This window comes from Halorussus marinus, assembly GCF_004765795.1.
Taxonomy (GTDB): domain Archaea; phylum Halobacteriota; class Halobacteria; order Halobacteriales; family Haladaptataceae; genus Halorussus; species Halorussus marinus.
Genome location: NZ_SBIV01000002.1, coordinates 128,299 through 144,744 on the forward strand (window position 1 = coordinate 128,299; position 16,446 = coordinate 144,744).

General features: G+C 68.6%; 16 protein-coding genes. 6 read left to right on the top strand and 10 right to left on the bottom strand.

Annotation, left to right across the window (positions count from 1 at the left end; all coding sequences use genetic code 11):
- Nucleotides 1-120 precede the first annotated feature (120 nt).
- Nucleotides 121-489, top strand: a complete 369-nt coding sequence (locus tag EPY72_RS04565) for a DUF7344 domain-containing protein (protein ID WP_134669288.1) — start codon at nt 121-123, stop codon at nt 487-489.
- A gap of 19 nt (nt 490-508) precedes the next feature.
- Here EPY72_RS04565 and sppA read toward each other — a convergent pair whose 3' ends face one another.
- The 3 genes from sppA to EPY72_RS04580 all read right to left on the bottom strand — a co-directional run bounded on the left by sppA (nt 509) and on the right by EPY72_RS04580 (nt 4,267).
- Nucleotides 509-1,528 (bottom strand): signal peptide peptidase SppA, encoded by a 1,020-nt coding sequence (gene sppA, locus EPY72_RS04570; RefSeq protein ID WP_135805703.1) that lies wholly within the window; start codon nt 1,526-1,528, stop codon nt 509-511.
- 118 nt (nt 1,529-1,646) lie between these two features.
- A complete protein-coding gene (locus EPY72_RS04575; RefSeq protein ID WP_134669292.1) occupies nt 1,647-2,510 on the bottom strand; it encodes a 2-oxoacid:ferredoxin oxidoreductase subunit beta in 864 nt (287 codons plus the stop codon).
- Complete coding sequence (locus EPY72_RS04580) at nt 2,507-4,267, bottom strand: 2-oxoacid:acceptor oxidoreductase subunit alpha (protein ID WP_135805704.1); 1,761 nt, start codon at nt 4,265-4,267, stop codon at nt 2,507-2,509. Before EPY72_RS04580 ends, EPY72_RS04575 begins: the two co-directional genes overlap by 4 nt.
- A gap of 224 nt (nt 4,268-4,491) precedes the next feature.
- Here EPY72_RS04580 and EPY72_RS04585 point away from each other — a divergent pair, with 224 nt between their 5' ends.
- Entirely contained in the window at nt 4,492-5,154 is a 663-nt protein-coding gene (locus EPY72_RS04585) for an FAD-dependent oxidoreductase (RefSeq protein ID WP_135805705.1), read from the top strand.
- Nucleotides 5,155-5,196: 42 nt separating this feature from the next.
- Here EPY72_RS04585 and EPY72_RS04590 read toward each other — a convergent pair whose 3' ends face one another.
- Together EPY72_RS04590 and mce are read right to left on the bottom strand one after the other, a co-directional pair.
- Nucleotides 5,197-5,952, bottom strand: a complete 756-nt coding sequence (locus EPY72_RS04590) for a creatininase family protein (RefSeq protein ID WP_135805706.1) — start codon at nt 5,950-5,952, stop codon at nt 5,197-5,199.
- A 93-nt stretch (nt 5,953-6,045) separates the two neighbouring features.
- The gene (gene mce, locus EPY72_RS04595; protein WP_135805707.1) at nt 6,046-6,429 is read right to left on the bottom strand and encodes a methylmalonyl-CoA epimerase; all 384 of its coding nucleotides are present in this window, start codon (nt 6,427-6,429) and stop codon (nt 6,046-6,048) included.
- Between the two features lie 101 nt (nt 6,430-6,530).
- On the opposite strand from mce, the gene EPY72_RS04600 reads away from it, so the two are divergent.
- A complete protein-coding gene (locus EPY72_RS04600; protein WP_135805708.1) occupies nt 6,531-7,652 on the top strand; it encodes an aminotransferase class V-fold PLP-dependent enzyme in 1,122 nt (373 codons plus the stop codon).
- Between the two features lie 42 nt (nt 7,653-7,694).
- On the opposite strand, the gene EPY72_RS04605 is transcribed toward EPY72_RS04600, so the two are convergent.
- The gene (locus EPY72_RS04605) at nt 7,695-9,377 is read right to left on the bottom strand and encodes an acyl-CoA mutase large subunit family protein (RefSeq protein WP_134669302.1); all 1,683 of its coding nucleotides are present in this window, start codon (nt 9,375-9,377) and stop codon (nt 7,695-7,697) included.
- A 147-nt stretch (nt 9,378-9,524) separates the two neighbouring features.
- Between EPY72_RS04605 and EPY72_RS04610 the strand changes: the two genes are divergently transcribed.
- Nucleotides 9,525-10,793 (top strand): HAD family hydrolase, encoded by a 1,269-nt coding sequence (locus tag EPY72_RS04610; protein WP_135805709.1) that lies wholly within the window; start codon nt 9,525-9,527, stop codon nt 10,791-10,793.
- Nucleotides 10,794-10,808: 15 nt separating this feature from the next.
- On the opposite strand, the gene EPY72_RS04615 is transcribed toward EPY72_RS04610, so the two are convergent.
- On the bottom strand, nt 10,809-11,081 hold the full coding sequence (locus tag EPY72_RS04615; protein WP_135805710.1) for a MoaD/ThiS family protein: 273 nt from the start codon (nt 11,079-11,081) through the stop codon (nt 10,809-10,811).
- 99 nt (nt 11,082-11,180) lie between these two features.
- Between EPY72_RS04615 and EPY72_RS04620 the strand changes: the two genes are divergently transcribed.
- Together EPY72_RS04620 and EPY72_RS04625 are read left to right on the top strand one after the other, a co-directional pair.
- Nucleotides 11,181-12,098 (top strand): dihydrodipicolinate synthase family protein, encoded by a 918-nt coding sequence (locus tag EPY72_RS04620; protein ID WP_135805711.1) that lies wholly within the window; start codon nt 11,181-11,183, stop codon nt 12,096-12,098.
- 372 nt (nt 12,099-12,470) lie between these two features.
- On the top strand, nt 12,471-13,706 hold the full coding sequence (locus tag EPY72_RS04625) for a mandelate racemase/muconate lactonizing enzyme family protein (RefSeq protein ID WP_135805712.1): 1,236 nt from the start codon (nt 12,471-12,473) through the stop codon (nt 13,704-13,706).
- 216 nt (nt 13,707-13,922) lie between these two features.
- Here the strand turns inward: EPY72_RS04625 and EPY72_RS04630 are convergent, their stop codons facing one another.
- The 3 genes from EPY72_RS04630 to EPY72_RS04640 form a co-directional block, all read right to left on the bottom strand.
- A complete protein-coding gene (locus tag EPY72_RS04630) occupies nt 13,923-14,456 on the bottom strand; it encodes a hypothetical protein (RefSeq protein ID WP_134669310.1) in 534 nt (177 codons plus the stop codon).
- A 230-nt stretch (nt 14,457-14,686) separates the two neighbouring features.
- Nucleotides 14,687-15,298 carry a hypothetical protein gene (locus EPY72_RS04635; RefSeq protein ID WP_135805713.1) on the bottom strand — a complete coding sequence of 204 codons (612 nt, stop codon included), beginning with the start codon at nt 15,296-15,298 and terminating at the stop codon, nt 14,687-14,689.
- Entirely contained in the window at nt 15,298-16,407 is a 1,110-nt protein-coding gene (locus tag EPY72_RS04640) for a DUF3179 domain-containing protein (protein ID WP_135805714.1), read from the bottom strand. Before EPY72_RS04640 ends, EPY72_RS04635 begins: the two co-directional genes overlap by 1 nt.
- Nucleotides 16,408-16,446: the final 39 nt, after the last annotated feature.

The following is a 16,446-nucleotide window of genomic DNA, read 5'->3' on the forward strand; positions in this document are numbered from 1 at the left end:
CCGATCTCGTAGCCAATGGACTTATACTGTCGTCTGAAGTACACTGCAAAGAACGTCAGACGTTTCCATCTGCATGATTAACTTGGAAATAATTCCTGCGGCCGAAACGGGGGACCGCCAGTGAACGGACCGTCGCTCGACGACCTGCTGAGACTGCTCGCGAACCGCCGGTGTCGGTACGTGCTCTACTGTCTCGACGAGGCCGACCGGACCGTCCTCGGCCTCGACGAGCTGGCCGATCGGGTCGTCTGCCGGGAGTGCGAGTGGGACGACGCGGCCGGAACCGACACGTCCGCTCACCGCCGGACCGTCACCATCGAACTCCACCACAACCACCTCCCCAGACTCGCAGCCGCCGGCGCGATCGACTACGACGCCCGGACCCGGACGGTCCGGAACCGGCGCCACGCCTCGCTGGCCGAGTGGATCGACGGGGACGCAAACGAGCTCCCGCACCTCCGGTCGCTGCTCGCGCCCTCGCGAGCCTGACCGCCAGCCGCCGGGGCAGTCACCGGAGTTCGAACTCGAAGCCGTCCACCCGAGAGCCGTCCTCGCCCGCGAGCGCGCTCGCGACGCCCGCCCCGAGCGCGTACGCCACCGCCTGCGAGCCGCCCCGGAGCCGCTCCATCACGTTCTTCTCGGGCTCGAACGCCCGGACCTCGATCTCGTCTTCGTCGAGCCGATCCGCGAGTCGGTCTTTCACCTCGCGTTTCGTGCCGAGTTCGTCGACCAGCCCGATGCTCAGCGCGTCCTCGCCCAGATACACCCGGGCCTCGGTGTCACGGACCTGCTCGTCGCTGAGCTGCCGGCCGTCGGTCACCCGATCGACGAACTCCTCGTAGTAGCCGTCGATGAGCCCCTGGAGGTACTCGCGCTCGTCGTCGGTCATCTCCTTGAGCGACGTGCCGGCGTCCTTGTACTCGCCGGCGGCGAGCCGCTCGTACTCCAGCCCGAGCTTGTCGGCCATCCCGGCGGCGTTGATCCGCGAGCCGATGACGCCGATGCTCCCGACGACGCTTCCCTCCCGGGCGTAGATCTCGTCGCACCCGCTGGCGATCCAGTAGCCGCCGCTGGCGCAGGTGTCGGTGGCGTAGGCGACCGTCGGCCCGTCGAAGCGCTCGGCCGCGATCCGGATGTCGTCGCTCGGGACGACCTCGCCGCCGGGGGTGTTGAGCTTCAGGACGAGCGCGCGGGCCGCCTCGTCGTCGTCGGCGGCCTCGATCTGGTCGACGATGTCGTCGGCGGGCGTCCCGCCGGGCGTCGTCGGGAGCCGGCCGCCCCCGCCGTCGCGGGTGATCGGCCCCTCGACGGCCACCTCCGCCACGTCGTAGTCGGCGAACGCGCTGGCGGCCAAGCCGCTCGCGGCCCGCGCGCCGAGGACGCCCGCGAGGACCGCGAACACGACCCCGAGGAGCCTCGCGAGGTTCCCGTCGGGGACGAACACGAACAGGACCCACCCGATCCCCACCGCGACCGCCAGCCCGGCAAGAACCACGAGCGTCTGCAGGATTCGCGCGCTATCGGCCACGACCGCTCACCTCGGTGCGCTGCATACCGGCGAGTGAGGCCGCACGGCGGTTAAGCCTTGGCTCTCCGGGGGCGAAGATCGAAAAACGCGACGCCGGGCGAGAACGAGACGGGAACGCTCAGTAGAACTCGCGGACGAGGTCGGTCGCGCCGTCGGGCGCGCCGTCGGGGATCTCGGACATGTTGCTGTCGAGGCCGTGGAGTTCCGAGTAGGGGACGCTCTGTTCGTTCTGGTAGAGGATGCCCTGATACTCCTTGTCGGCGTCGAGGATCTTGTCCTTGGCCGCGTCGCGGTCGGTCGGGTCGTGGTCGGTCTCGTCGAGGTCCACGATGGAGTCTCTGAAGTAGTCGTAGGTGTCGACGTCGTTGAACGTCACGCACGGGCTGAAGACGTTCACGAAGCCGAACCCGTCGTGCTCGATGGCCTGCTTGACGATCTCGGTGTGTCGCTGGGCGTCGGTCGAGAACGACTGGGCGATGAAGCTCCCGCCCGCCGACAGCGCCAGCGCGAGGGGGTTGACCGGCGGCTGTTTGGGGCCCTCGGGGGTCGTCGAGGTCTCGAAGTCCTCGCGGGAGGTCGGCGACGCCTGACCCTTGGTCAGGCCGTAGATGCGGTTGTCCATCACCACGTAGGTCATGTCGACGTTCCGGCGGACCGCGTGGATGAAGTGGCCCGCGCCGATGGAGTAGCCGTCGCCGTCGCCGCCCGCGACCATCACTTCGAGGTCGGGGTTGGCGAGTTTGACGCCCGTCCCCACCGGAAGCGCCCGCCCGTGGACGCCGTGGAGCGCGTAGCTGTGCATGAAGGTGCCGATCTTGCCGGAACAGCCGATGCCCGCCACGACGAACGTGTCGTCGGGGCTGTTGCCGGTCTCGGCCAGCGCCTTCATCATGCCGTTCATCGTGCCGAAGTCCCCGCACCCGGGGCACCACGTCGGCTGCTTGTCGGATTTGAAGTCGGTGAAGCGTACGTCTGAGCTCATGCTGTAACCTCCTCCGCGCTGAGTTTCGCTCTGATCTCGTCTGCGAGTTCGTCGGCCTTGAACCTGACGCCGTTGTACTTGTTGACCCGCTTGAGCCGGGTCAGCGCGTCGTGTTCGAGCACGTCGGCGAACTGGCCGGTCTCGTTACACTCGACGACGATGACCTCGTCGGCGGCCTCGATGTCCTCGGTCAGGTCGGGCCGCGGGAAGATGTACGGCACGGAGATGAATCGCACGTCGATGTCCTCTTCGTCGAGGAATTCGAGGGCCTCGCGCAACGCGCCCTCGTTCGACCCCCACGAGATGACGAGGTTGTCGGCGTCGGGGTCGCCGAACTCCCGGACGTCCCAGTCCTCGCGCTCGCGGGCGGTCTCGACCTTCCGGTTGCGCTTGTCGACCTGTTCGACCCGGACATCGGTGTCCTCGGTCCGGCGGCCAAGCGAGTTGTGTTCGAGACCCGTCGACATGTGGGCGGCGCCGTCGGTGCCGGGGAACGCCCGCGGGCTGATGCCGTCGGCGGTCGAGAAGTGGGGCTGGAACCGGTCTTGCTCGTCGGTCCAGGCCTCGATTTCGTCCTCGTCGACGACCTTCCCGCGGTCGATCTCGACGGCGTCCATGTCGAACTCGTCGGGCTCGAACGTCTGCTCGGTGACCGCCATCGAGAGGTCGGCGATCAGGAAGACGGGCGTCTGATACTTCTCGGCGAGGTTGAACGCCTCGACCGTCTTGTGGAAACACTCCGCGATGTTGGTCGGCGCGACCACGAACCGCGGGATCTCGCCGTGGCCCCCGTAGAGGGCCATGTTGAGGTCGCCCTGCTCTTGCTTTGTCGGCATCCCGGTCGAGGGACCCGACCGCATCACGTCACAGATGACAAGCGGCGTCTCGCTCTGGGCGACGAGTCCGAACGTCTCGGTCATCAGGTCGATGCCCGGACCGGACGTGGCGGTCATCGAGCGCGCGCCCGCTCGGGCCGCGCCGAGCGCCATGTTGATCGCCGACAGTTCGTCCTCGGCCTGGACGACCTCGCCGCCGAACTGGTTGATGCGGCCGGTCAGATACTCCATCACGTCGGTCGCGGGCGTGATCGGGTAGCCGGCGTAGAACCGACAGCCCGCCGCGATCGCGCCCATGCCGATGGCCTCGTCGCCGTTCAGCAGGACGTAGTCGTTGTCGGTGGTGTCGAGGTCGTAGTCGAACTCGTGGTCGTACTCGTCGGCCACGAACTCCTGACCCTTCCGGGCGGCCTCCTTGTTGTTGTCCACGATGGACTCGCCCTTGCTCCCGAACTTCTTCTCGAGGGCGGAGTCGAGGTTCTCGATCGGGAAGTTCGTCACCTCGCAGGCCGCCCCGAGCGCGACGATGTTCTGCATGATCGCGCCGCCGGCCTCCTCGGCGAGGCGCTGGAGCGGCACGTCGAGTCCGATCATGCCCTCGGGCACCTCGACGTCCTGCATCTCGGTGCGCTCGCCGTCGTAGATGATGACGCTTCCCTCGTGGAGTTCGTCGAGGTTCTCGTCGATGGTGCGCTCGGTCAGCGCGACGAGAATGTCGAGGCGGTCCACGACGCTCTCGACGCGGTCGGTCGAACTCCGGATTTTGTACGCGGTGTACCCCCCACGGATGCGGGACGCGAAGTCTTTCGATGTGAAGACGTGTCGGCCCGCTCGCGAGAGCGCTTGCGCGAAGATTTTCCCCGTCGAGTCGATGCCATCGCCAGCCTCGCCGCCGATGGCCCAGTTCAGGTCGTCTGGCATTCCTAGCTAGGCCGTAACCCACCCCAAATCAAAAGCCTTCTGAAGCGCCCGTCGTCGTTCTACCGGGCTGTCGGTCGTGCGAGGCGTCGAGATTCCGGCGACGCGTTCCGGTATCTCCCGGTGTTGTCGGCTCGCCCGCACGTTTCGCCGATCGCGCCGCCGCGCCGCCCGGCCCCGAATCCGCGGGTCGCAGGGCCTTTAGTCGTCCCCGCGCAACCACGACCATGGACGGCACAGCAGTCGCGGTTCGGTCGGTCGAGTCGGTCGGCTCGGACACGGTCGCGCTGACGATCGAAACCCCCGACGGCTTCGCGGCTCACCCGGGCCAGTTCGTGCAGGTCGGCGCGACCGTCGACGGCGAGCAGGTCGCGCGCCACTACACGCTCTCCTCGCCCGGGAGCGCCGCGGGCGAAGCGGGCGCCGACGACACCTTCGAGGTGACCGTCGAGGTCGACCCCGAGGGGACACTCGGGCCCCACCTCGCGGGCCTCGACGCCGGCGCGACGATCGAGATCGCCGGCCCGTTCGGCGACGCCTACTACGAGGGCGAACAGCGCGTCGTGGTCCTCGCCGGCGGGCCCGGCATCGGCCCGGCGGTCGGGATCGGCGAGCGCGCGACCGCCGAGGGCGGCGAGGTGGTCGTGGTCTACCAGGACGACGACCCGGTCCACGAGGCGCGACTCGCCGGCCTCTCGGCGGCCGGCGCGACGGTCGCGATCACCGACGACGTCTCGGGCGAGGAGGTCGTCGGCCTGCTCGCAAACAGCGTCGGACAGGTGTTCGTCTACGGGTTCGCGGACTTCCTCGACGAGGCGACCGCCGCGCTCGACGCCGCGGGCCGCTCGACCGAGGGCGCCAAGACCGAGAACTTCGGACCCGCGCCCTGAGCCCGGGCGGCGGGCGTGGGGACGCCACGGGCCGTCTCTCGATCAGTCCAGATCGCGCGCGGCCTCGATCTGGTCGGCGTAGGCGCTCGCCATCCGCTCGACGATCGCCTCGCCCGCCTCGGCGGTCCCCTCGCGGGGGTCGCCGAGGACGCCGTTCTCGGTGACCGCCTCGAACCCCCCGTTGATCATCCGGGCCGCCGAGATCTCGCCCTCCGCGCCGGGTTCGAGGGCGTCGGTTCGCACCAGTCCCTCCTCGACCGCCAGCACGACCGCGGTCTCGGCCGCGCCGGCGTGGATCGACGGCTCCTCGTAGTCGACGCCCGCCTCGGCCATCCCCTCGTTCATCAGCGCCATGTTCTCCTCGAGGTCCGCGAGCGTCACGATCGTCGCGTCGAGTTCGCGGGCGAGTTCTGGCGCGACGGTGTTGACCGGCCCGAAGTTCCCGCCGTGGGTCGGCACGAGCGCGATGCACTCGAAGCCGTGCTCGTCGAGCGACCGGCAGTACGACTCGATCAGGTCCATCAGCGTCTCGGGCGGGATCGTGATCGTGCCGGGAAACGACATGTGGTGGCCCGAACAGCCGGGCTGGATCGGGGGCGCGGCGAGCGCGTCGCCGAGCTTCGCGGCGATGCGCTCGGTGACGGCCTCGCCCGCGATGGTGTCCATCCGGAGGGGCAGGTGCGGGCCGTGTTGCTCGATGGAGCCGACCGCCACGACAGCGGTCCGGGTCCCGTCTTCGAGCGCCGCCTCGACTTCCGTCCACGTCATGTCGTCTAACCGCAGTGTTTCGTCGGTCATCTACCCTCTCGGTCCCGGTCGGAGCAGTTAAGACTATGGGAGCCACTCGCAGGGGAGCCGACGCGTCGGGGCGGCGCGCGCGTCGGGGGACTCTCAGTGCTCGACGAACTCGATCAGCGCCCCCCCGGTCGACTTCGGGTGGAGGAACGCGACGTCGTGGCCCCACGCGCCGGGGCGGGGCTCCTCGTCGATCAGGTCGACGCCGTGGTCGCGGGCGGCGTCGAGCGCGGCCGCGACGTCCTCGGTGGCGAGCGCGAGGTGGTGGAGCCCCGGCCCGTTCGCGTCGAGGTAGCGCGCGATAGTGCCGTCCTCGATCGGTTCGAGCAACTCGAAGTAGCCCTCGCCGAGTTCGAGGAAGACGACCCGAAGCCCGTCGAACTTCTCCTCGTGGGCCACCGGCGCGTCGAACAGGTCGGCGTACAGTTCGGCGAGCCCGGCCGCGTCGTCGGTCGCGATGCCGGCGTGGTCAAAGCGCATGGCCGATGGCTCGGCTCGCTCGGAGATAACTCCGGTGATCCGGGGCGCCCGCAGTTGTCGCTTCGACAGTCTTTATCAGACCGTCGGCCGTGCCGACGACCATGGAGCCGACCGATCTCCGCGCTGACATCCCCGCGCTCGACCGAACGATCTACATGAACACGGGGGCGGCGAGCCCGAGCCCCGCCCGGGTTGTCGACGCCGTCGAGGACTGTCTCGAACATCAGGAGTACGAGGCGCCCGCCGCGGAGGGCGCCTACCCCGCGGCTTTCGAGGTGTTAGACGAGACTCGCGAGGTCGTCGCCGACCACCTCGGCGCGACCGTCGAGGAGATCGCGCTCACCCAGAGCACGACCGACGGGATCAATCGGATCGCGGCCGCGCTCGACTGGGAGCCCGGCGACACGGTGGTCCGGACCGACCTCGAACACTCCTCGGGCATCCTGCCGTGGAAGCGACTCGCGCGCCGGGGCGTCGAAGTCGAGGTGCTCGACAGCGAGGCCGGACGGATCGACCTCGACGCGGCCGCCGACGCGATCGCGGACGCCGACCTCGTCTGTCTGAGTTCGCTGACCTGGACCCACGGCACGCTCCTGCCGGTCGAGGAGATCGTCGAACTCGCCCACGACGCCGGCGCGCTCGTGCTCGTCGACGCCGTCCAGTGTCCGGGCCAGATGGAGACCGACGTGACCGAGTGGGGCGCGGACTTCGTGGCGGGCGCGGGCCACAAGTGGTTGCTCGGCCCGTTCGGCGCGGGCTTTCTCTACGTTCGGGAGGGCGCCGAGCGCCACCTCGACCCCGCACACATCGGGTATCGGAGCGTCGAGGACCCCAACGCCGAGGCGTACGCCTACGAACCGGGCGCGAACCGACTCGAAGTCGGGACGGTCTCGCCCGCGCCGTACGCCGGGCTCGCCGAGTCGATCGAGATCGTCGAGGAGATCGGCTACGACACCATAGAGGCCCGCATCGAGGAGCTCACCGACCGGCTGAAGGCGGGGATCGTCGACGCCGACGGCGTCGAACTGCTGAGCCCCCGCGAGTACGAGTCGGGGCTCGTCACCTTCCGGGTCGACGGCGCCGACGCCGAGGCGCTGGTCGAGGAGTACGCCGACGACGGGGTGCGGATTCGGGACCTGCCGTACCCCGACGGGGCGGTCCGGGCGTCGACCCACGTCTTCAACACGGCCGAGGACGTCGACGCGCTGGTCGAACTGCTCTGAGACGGGGCCTCGCGGTCGGTCGGCCGCACCGATCGGCCCGGATCAGATCGCGGCGCCGGGCTGGTACTCGCCGAACGTCTCCCGGAGCACGTTGCAGACCTCGCCGACGGTCGCGTACGCCTTGACCGCGTCGACGATGTACGGCATGAGGTTGTCCTCGCCCTCGGCGGCCTCGCGGAGCGCCGCGAGCGCGGCCTCGACCGCCTCGTCGTCGCGGTCGGCTTTCACCTCGTTCAGCCGGTCGATCTGCTTCTGTTCTTCCTCCTCGGTGACCTCCTGGATGTCGACCTCGGGCTCCTCGTCGACCTCGAACTCGTTGACGCCGACGATGACCCGCTCTTTCTCCTCGATCTCGCGTTGGCGCTCGTAGGCGACGTCCTGGATCTGGCGCTGGACCCACTGGTCCTCGATCGCCCGGCGCATCCCGCCTTTCTGGTCGACGGTGTCGAGGATGTCGAACGCCTCGGCCTCGACGTCGTCGGTCAGGCTCTCGACGTAGTAGCTCCCCGCCAGCGGGTCGATGGTGTCGGCCGCCCCCGACTCGTGGGCGAGGATCTGTTGGGTCCGCAAGGCGGTCCGGACGCTCTCTTCGGTCGGGAGCGCGAGCGCCTCGTCTTTGCCGTTGGTGTGGAGGCTCTGGGTCCCCCCGAGCACCGCCGCCAGCGCCTGATAGGCCACCCGGACGATGTTGTTGTCGACCTGCTGGGCGGTCAGGGTCGAGCCCGCGGTCTGGGTGTGGAACTTGAGCTGTTTGGACTTGGGGTTCTGGGCGTCGAAGCGCTCGTCCATGATCGTCGCCCACATCCGCCGGGCCGCCCGGAACTTCGCGACCTCTTCGAGGATGTTGTTGTGGGCGTTGAAGAAAAAGGAGAGCTGGGGGGCGAACTCGTCGACGTCGAGTCCGGCGTCGAGGGCCGCCTCGACGTACTCGATGCCGTTGCCGAGGGTGAACGCGAGCTCCTGGGCGGCGGTCGCGCCCGCCTCCCGGACGTGGTAGCCCGAGATCGAGATAGTGTTGAACTTCGGGGTCTCGGCCGCGCAGAACTCGAAGATGTCGGTGATGATCCGCATCGAGGGCTCGGGCGGGTAGATGTAGGTGTTGCGCGCGATGTACTCTTTCAGGAGGTCGTTCTGGATCGTGCCCCGAAGCTCCTCGCGGTCGACGCCCTGCTTGTCGCCGACCGCGATGTACATCGCCAGCAGGACCGACGCGGGCGCGTTGATCGTCATCGACGTCGAGACCTCGTCGAGCGGGATGCCGTCGAAGACGGTCTCCATGTCCCGGAGCGAGTCGATCGCGACCCCGGACTTGCCGACCTCGCCGGCCGCCATGTCGGCGTCCGAGTCGTACCCCATCTGGGTCGGCAGGTCGAACGCCATCGACAGCCCCGACGAGCCGTTCTCGATGAGGTACTCGAAGCGCTCGTTGGTCTCCTCGGGCGTGCCGAACCCGGCGTACTGGCGCATGGTCCAGAGCCGGCCGCGGTGCATCGTCGAGTACGGACCGCGGGTGTACGGCTCCTCGCCGGGGAAGCCAAGATCCTCCTCGTAGTCGAGCTCGGCGACGTCGTCGGGCGTGTACAGCCGTTTCACGTCTTGGCCGCCGGTGTCGGTGGTGAACTCCGCTTTGCGCTCGCCGAACCGCTCGACCGTGGGCCCGACGGTCTCGTCTTCCCAGTCCTCGCGGGCCTCGCGGATCTCCGCGAGGTCGTCGGCGTCGAACATTATCTGAACCGACGGCCGGGCCGGTCTTAACCCTTGGCGGATCGGAGTCGTCGCGGTCTCGGGGGCCGACCGGCGGGCTCGCGCGCCGAATTCGCCCGCCGACGCCCCCACCACGAGCTTTATGCCCGACAGCGACCCAGTTCGGGCATGGAGCGCTACGACCAGCTCTACCGGCTCTACGACGAGTTCGACGCGGCGACCCTGCGCGCGCTACAGGACTTCGTCGACCTCTTTCCGCCGGTCGACTCGCGGGTCGCCCTCGAACACTGGCAGGAGGCCAGCGACGACCTCGCCGACCGCAAAGAGACCGTCCGGTCGGCGTTCCCGGACGCCGGCGAGACGTTCTGTGATCTGGCGGCCCACGCCACCCGCGATCAGGCGTTCACCGGCCTCGACCTCCACGCCAAGTACGACCGGGGGATCAACGTCCTCGTACTCGACGTCGACGAGACCCTGCGGTCGGCCGGCGGCACCGACAACGAGATCCCCCGCGAGACGCTCCACCTCCTGACGGAGTTCCACGAGGGCGGGGTCCCGATCGTGGTCTGTACCGGCCAGACCCTCGAGAACGTCAAGGGGTTCTTGATCCAGGGGCTCGGCAACGAACTCGTCCACTCCGGGGACCTGAGCGTGGTGTACGAGGCCGGGACCGGGGTGTTCACCCCCGGCCACGGCGCGGACACCAAGCGCCTGCTCTACGAGGACCTCGACGAGGACATCCGGTCGATCTTCGACGACGTGCGCGCCCGCGTCCTCTCGGACGCCCCCGAGGCGCTCCGGCGGGGGTGTCACCTCCAGGGCAACGAGTTCAACGTCACGCTGAAACCCAACTTCGAGACGGGGAGCCCGGAGGCCGCCGAGGTCATCGACCGAGCGCTCGTCTACGAACTCGACCTGCTGGGCGAGGCGGTCGTTCGGCGGGTCGGCACCGACGCCGCCGACCCGGAGGCGAACGCCCCTGCCAGCGAGTGGGCCCGCGCCTACTACGCCGATCAGGACCCCGAGATCCGGGCGGTCCTCGAAGTCGAGGGCCGAACGCCAGACTGCGCGCCCGACGACGCGCCCGAGCCGGTCCGGTCGGTGTTCGAGCGCATCGACGTGGCGTACTACGAGGCCGACGCCGCCGAGATCGGGAGTCTCGAACTCAACAAGGTCGCGGGCGTGCAGGCGGCCTTCGACGTGCTCGGCATCGAAGATCCCTTCACCGCGGTGATGGGCGACAGCAAGAGCGACCTCAGAGTGATGGAGTGGGTCGCGGAGAACGACTGCGGGGTGGCGGCCGCGCCCGAGCACGCCTCCCGGGACGTGCTCGACCACGTCATCAGGACCGACGAGCTCGTCTTCGACCGGGGGAAGGCCGGGGACGTGCTCCGGACGGTGTACGCGCTGAACCGGCTGGCGAGTCTGGGAGCGTAGCGACGAGCGACCGGCTCAGACGTTGAGTTCGAACCGAACCGTATCGCCGTTTTCGAGCGAGCTCGCGGTCGAGAGCGTCTCGCCGGCGTCGACGGATTCGCGGACCACCACGGTGTCCGAGCGCAGGCGCTCGCCGTCGAGGACGCCCGCCCGGACCTGCGGCCCGTAGGAGTCGGCGAGCTTCTCGACTACGTCCCGGAGAGTCGCGTCCTCGGGCACCGCGATGCGGGCCTCGCGGGTCCCGGTGCGGGCGACCAGCGTCCCCGTGAGCTTGACGGTCACGTTCATACCACACCCTCCGGATCCCACCGACTAAAAGTTTACTCACTCTCGAAAAAGTACTCTCGCACGGAACGGCTTAAGGACGCGGCTCCCGACGCGACGAACATGGGCAACGCACCACCACCGGGTTCGGACGACCCGCTCGACGTTCGCGGGGTCGTGCCGCCGACGATCACCGCATTCGACGAGGACGAATCGGTCGATTACGAGGCGACCGCGGCCCACGCGCGGTTCGTCGTCGACCGGGGCGCCCACGGGGTCTTCCCGCTGGGGACCAACGGCGAGTTCCCGCTACTGACCCCCGAGGAGCGCGACGACGTGGTCGAGGCGGTCGTCGAGACCGTCGGCGGCGACGTCCCCGTCATCGCGGGGGTCGGCGCGCCGAGCACCCGCCAGACGGTCGCTCACGCCGAGCGCGCCGAGATGGTCGGCGCCGACGGCGTGGTCGTGGTCACGCCGTACTACTACCCGCTCGACCGAGAGGCCGCGGTCGAGCACTACCGGCGGGTGGCCGAGTCGGTCGACCTTCCGGTGTACGTCTATCACATCCCGAGCAAGACCGGCAACTCGCTGTCGCTGGAGACCCTCGACGCGCTCGCCGACGTCGACAACCTCGTCGGACTCAAGGATTCGAGCAAGGACGTGCCGTGGCTCGGACAGGCGATCGACGCCCACCCCGAGTTGACGTTTCTCGCGGGGTCGGACTCGCTTCTGTTCCCGGGGCTCGAAGTCGGTTGTGCCGGCGTCGTCAGCGCGGTCGCCAACGCCTTCCCCGAACTCGTCGTCGACCTCTACGAGGCCTACGACGACGGCGACGAGGAGCGGGCCCGGACCCTCCAGAGCGAGGTGTACGAGGTTCGGTCGGCGCTGAAGCGCGGGCCGTACATGGCAGGGGTCAAGACCGCCCTCGACCTGCGCGCGGTCGACTTCGAACCGGGGCCGCTCCGGAGCCCGCTTCGGAAGATGGACGACGCCGATCGCGACGCGCTGGGAGACGATCTCGCCGACCTCGACCTTCTGTAGCGGTTTCGGGCCGCCGTCCCGTTTTTATCGACCGTAAACGGTCGCAAGGCTTAACATTTTCAGTGCTAACATTTAGCACGGTGTCGGAGATCACGACTGATCGTCGACCCCGCTCGCGGAACCGCCCGACAGCTCGCCGCTCCGCCAGTCGATCCAACACATCATGACACCGCTCCCATCCCGTCTCGACAAACGGACCGTCCTGGGGGGACAGTACCTGATCGTCGGTGGCGCCCTCGCCCTCCCGCCGGGCGAACCCGCGCTGGCGGCGCCGCTGGTCGCCGCCGGCGCGTACCTGCTTTTCGGCCGGCGGCGAGAGCCCGCCTGGACCGTACCCTCTAAATTTTTACTCCGTGCCAAGTAAGTCCCTTCATGGTGCGCAACTACGCGGAGCTCCACGACCCGAACGCCGAGTACACGATGCGGGACCTCTCGTCGGCGTCGATGGGGCTGGACCGCGAGCGCGGCGACCGCGAGGTCGAGATCACGGACGTCCAGACCACGATGATCGACGGGAACTTCCCGTGGACGCTCGTGCGCGTGTACACCGACGCGGGCGTGGTCGGGACCGGCGAGGCCTACTGGGGCGCGGGCGTCCCCGAACTCGTCCAGCGGATGAGGCCGTTCCTCGTCGGCGAGAACCCCCTCGACATCGACCGACTGTACGAGCACCTCGTCCAGAAGATGTCGGGCGAGGGCTCGATCGAGGGCGTCACCGTCACCGCGATCTCGGGGATCGAGGTCGCGCTCCACGACCTCGCCGGAAAGCTGCTGGGCGTGCCCGCCTACCAGCTACTCGGCGGGAAGTATCGCGACGAGGTGCGGGTGTACTGCGACTGTCACACCGCCGACGAAGCCGACCCCGAGGCCTGCGCCGACGAGGCCGAACGCGTCGTCGAGGAACAGGGCTACGACGCGCTGAAGTTCGACCTCGACGTGCCCTCGGGCCACGAGAAGGATCGGGCGAACCGCCACCTCCGGAACCCCGAGATCGACCACAAGGTCGAGATCGTCGAGGCGGTCACCGAGCGCGTGGGCGACCGGGCGGACGTGGCCTTCGACTGCCACTGGACGTTCTCGGCCGGGAGCGCCAAGCGACTCGCGACCGCGTTAGAGGCCTACGACGTCTGGTGGCTCGAAGACCCCGTTCCGCCGGAGAACCACGACGTCCAGAAGAACGTCACCCACTCGACGACCGTGCCGATCGCGGCGGGCGAGAACGTCTACCGCAAGCACGGCCAGCGCCGCCTCCTCGAAGAGCAGGCGGTCGACATCGTCGCGCCCGACATGCCGAAGGTCGGCGGGATGCGCGAGACCCGCAAGATCGCCGACGTGGCCGACACCTACTACACGCCGGTCGCGATGCACAACGTCTCCTCGCCGGTCGCCACGATGGCCTCCGCCCACGTCGGCACCGCCATCCCGAACTCGCTTGCGGTCGAGTACCACAGCTACCAGCTCGGCTGGTGGGAGGACCTCGTCGAGGAGGACGTCATCGAGGACGGCTACATCGAGATTCCCGAGGAGCCGGGGCTCGGCGTGACCCTCGACATGGACGTCGTCGAGGAGAAGATGGTCGCCGGCGAGACGTTGTTCGACGAAGCGTAGCTTCGTCGGGCTCGCGGAGCTTGCTCCGCGGCGTTCGACCCGGCCTAAGCCGGGTCAAACCGGCGAATCTTCGATTCGACTCGTTCGACGAAGCGTAGCTTCGTCGGGCTCGAAAATCTCCGATCGGAGCCGTTCGACGGCTCCGTCTCGACCGTCTGAAAACACCGCGTGGGACGTGGGTCCCGAGATTCTTCGACGGAGGAGACCGGATGCGCGCTACTGAACGAGCGATTCGAGGCGTTTGCGGAGGTCTTTTGCCGCGTTTGTGACCCGTCGCCGACGGCGGGATTTGGCATCGACCGTCGTGTCGTGGCTCTCGATCCAACGGCGCATCGTACTGCTACCGGCTTCCCGGTCGATGCCGACCTGCCGGATGTGTTTGATCGGGTGGCGCAGCCAGTTGTACTCCTCGTGGGCGAACACGTCGAGATACTCCGGCGAGTGGGCGATGAGGATGACGTGGAGCTGTCTGTCGGCCAGCCGTGACTGTCGATACGTCCAGCTACCGTTTGGCTCCGCTCCGACCGGCGGCCGGTGGTACCACGCCAGCGGGTCCCACTCGAACCCGTGTTCTCTGAGCGTCTCCGTGAACTCGTCCAGCGGTTGCTCGATGGTGCCGACGTATTCGGTGTCCAGAAGGCGGTACTCGGGCTGGCCGAAAGTGCGCGCGAGTCGGGTGAGCGAGGGCCCGAGTCGCTGTCTCACGAGGTAGGGAACGTCCGGTTCGAGAGTTTCGACGATGCTCCGCATTTAGTACCCACTGGGTTTCCAGCACCTCAAAACTATTGCACGCCCCGAGAAACGCGAGCGTAGTGAGACGCCGCGACGGCCTGATCCGAACGGGCCCACGCCGTGCTGAGACTTTCCGCCGTATCCCGGGCGATTATTGTCATCCGCCAGTAGATTCTACAGGACCGTTCGATCCCGAAACAAGTTCGCCCGAGACGGCCGGTCAAAAACGCGCTGAGAGCCCACCGGGGCTACTCAGACGGCACCTGAACCAACGCGGGATTCACCTGCCGACCCACCCACAGGAGACTCCCGACCAGCAACACCACCGCGGCGGGGACGAGCCACTGAAAGACGGTCACGACGGCAGTGGAGGCCTGAATTCCGAAGACGATGAGGACGATCGGCCCACAGCAGGCCGCCCCGGACGCCAGCGCCGGAACGCCGGCCAGCAGTCCCGAGGTCGACGAGCCGATGCCACAGGCGGTCGGCTGGGTCCACGCGAGGTACGTCACGGCGAGATTGAGCCCGACGAGCACGGCGACCCCGAGCCCGACGACGGTGTTCAGCGAGAACAGATAGGTGGCGACCCCGAACTCGACGAGCGCGACCGGTTCGAACGAGAGAGCGCCGTTGGCCGGACGGAAGAGCTTCCCCATCGGGTCCGAGGCGACGAGGACTCCCACGTCGGTGCGCCCGAACGTCAGGAGATCGCCGAGCCAGAGGTACGCCACCAGATAGAGCGCCGTGACGCCGCCGAACACCGCGAATCCGTCGCGTCGGCCGAGGGCGGCGACGACCGCGTACCGAGTCCGGGAGACGGTCCGACGAATCGCCCCGCGCTCGCCGGTGTCGGTCGCCATCAGCCCACCACCGCCGTGCTCGGGTAGAACCCAGACCACGCGAACCACATGGCGTCGAACGCGTACGCTCGGTCCAGCGGGAGCGCCGCCGGATCGTGGGCGGTGGCGTCGCCGGCGATCGCCCGCCCGTCCTCGTAGTCGAACGACGCGCCGTCCGGGTTCCGGTACACGTAGCCCGTCTCGAGTTCGGAGTCGTAGACCGCCAGATGCGGAGTGTCGCCCGCCGTCCCCGACAGGAGGCGGTCCTCGCGGAGCGCGTCCGCCTCGAACGCGATCCGCCCCTCGTCGGTCCGAGCGCCGATCACGACGCGCTTGGCCGGGAACGTGTCGTCGTCGCCGAGCGCCGGGAACAGCGTCGAGTCCCGGTCGTAGTAGCCGCCCCGATTCGGGACGTAGGTGCCGTACGGATCGGTCCCGTAGTCCCGGACGTGACCGGTCTCCTCGGTGAGGACCGCCGTCTCGGGGACGGCCGCCTTCCACCGGCCCCACCGAGTCCAGACCAGTCGGAACTCCCGGAGGGATTCGCCCTCGAGTGGGCCCGAGATAGCGGTGCCGAGGATCTGGGGCCACCGGCTGTCGGTCTCGCGGTCGTACATGATCAGGTTGTTGTTGACCAGATCGCCCGAGACGCCGAACTCAGTCTCGCCCCGGCGAAACCCCATCGCGGTGCCGGTCAGCGGGCAGTAGGTTATCGCCACCGGCTCGCCGCCGATCGCGTCGTTCGCGACCTCGTGGTGGACCAAAATTCGGCGGGGATAGGCCTTCGCCTCGCCGTTTCGAACGACACCGAACACAACTGCCCTGTCGTCGAGGTCCGCGTCGGCCGCCTCGGCCGGCCGGAACGTCGGCTCGTCGATCGACGGGATGCCGTCTTTCGGCGGGCCGCCGTTCTGGATCTCGCTCCGGAGCGCGTCGAACTCGTGCTCGACCGGGAGCGTCGACCGGGCGAGCGGAATCCCGGCCTCGACCCGGCTCGCGGTCGGCGACGCGGTGCCCGCTGTCGTCGATTCGGCCGCGTCGTCGACCGACGGACCGGCGCTGGTACACCCCGCGAGCGAGACCGCCGCCGCGACCGCCCCGAGAAACCGCCGCCGTGAAGTCGGAGTCATGCCCGCCGGTAGCCCCCGAGTATAGTTAACGCTTCTACG